Here is a 1,424-nt window from a genome sequence, read left to right as displayed (position 1 = left end):
TCTAGCGCGGAACTCATCGTGGAGCGGGTGGTAGCACCTAATGAAGACTCCGAATACATTAGCGCAAACCAACCTCGTTATCGGAAATATCATTTGCAATAACGAGGCGGACCATACATTTTTATGCCTTATTATGGCGCCACCGACAACCGTGGCCACCATGACTCAAAGACATAACTCTGCGCCAAGAGTTTGGCTGTCATTAACTTTGTCACTATGACCAATGCACATGAACAATTTGCCAGCGCCCCTCTATCCGCTGCAATATCAAGGTTTCTAACGTCACACGCTCAACCACCTCCGCATTCTGATCATCAGCTACGAGCTGAGTCATAGTCATCGCGTAAGCCATATTCCCCATCACCTCAATATCTTGTTCAAGCACGGTCACCGTCATTGTGCTCAAATAAGCAATATCTGCCGCCATATGATGACTGGCATATTCGGCCAATGAACGCTCCGCAAAACCGCCCTCAAAAATCACCACATCGTCGGCCAGCACCTGTTGGATCAGCGCGGTATTACCTGTCGCTAACGCTTGATGCAAAGTGCTCACCAACTGCTCAGGGGTCATGTTTTCAACACTAACGTCATGATACGCCTCAGCGTTAGCGGCCTTAGAGGCTGCCACTTGGTGTGGTTTTTCACCATGCGCCCACGCAGGCGTTAGCGCCAAAGCCAGAAAGGACAAAGCCAAGGTGGCACTCAGCAGTATGATATAAAGTATTTTCAATGGATTAACCCGTACTATTCAGAGTGAACTAAAGCTTACCTCAGGCGCCCAACCCTAAGCAAAACAAGTTAACAATAGCGCAACATTCTACCGATCATGGCGCAGCCCCCTAACCTGCAGCGCCAAGAACCAAACACACTAATGCTTGCCGAGGCTGGCTTTAAATCTCTACTTAAATAGACGTGGTACCAGAGGTCGGACTCAAACCGACACCCTGTTAAGGGCGGGCTGACGTTGTAAAAAGTGAATCCCGAGGATTCAAACGCCAACGCCCGCAAACAAAAAAGCCAGCGCTAGGCTGACTTTAATGTTTGGTACCAGAGGTCGGACTCGAACCGACACCCTGTTAAGGGCGGGCTGACGTTGTAAAAAGTGAATCCCCTGTCGCTTAGCGACAAACGCCAACGCCAGAAAACAAAAAAGCCAAGCGCTAGGCTGACTTTAATGTTTGGTACCAGAGGTCGGACTCAAACCGACACGCTGTTAAGGGCGGGCTGACGTTGTAAAAAAGTGAATCCCGAGGATTCAAACGCCAACGCCAGCAAACAAAAAAGCCAGCGCTAGGCTTAATGCCGTTCACTTAGTGTGAACGGCATTTTTCTTAGACTTAATGGGATACTTGTTTTTACTCATTTTTAACGCACGTGGATAGGCCCTATCCCGTTTCCCATCAAGCTTGAACTGTCTCGCA

At 48.9% G+C, this 1,424-nt stretch carries 1 protein-coding gene; it reads right to left on the bottom strand.

The features are described from left to right. Positions 1-214 precede the first annotated feature (214 nt). Positions 215-733 (bottom strand): DUF4440 domain-containing protein, encoded by a 519-nt coding sequence (locus KU855_RS18675; protein WP_218532790.1) that lies wholly within the window; start codon positions 731-733, stop codon positions 215-217. Between the last annotated feature and the right edge of the window lie 691 nt (positions 734-1,424).

Source organism: Shewanella sp. NIFS-20-20, from assembly GCF_019209865.1.
Classification (GTDB): domain Bacteria; phylum Pseudomonadota; class Gammaproteobacteria; order Enterobacterales; family Shewanellaceae; genus Shewanella.
Note: the sequence above shows the minus strand (reverse complement) of the source record. Positions and strands in the feature narration are given on the sequence as shown.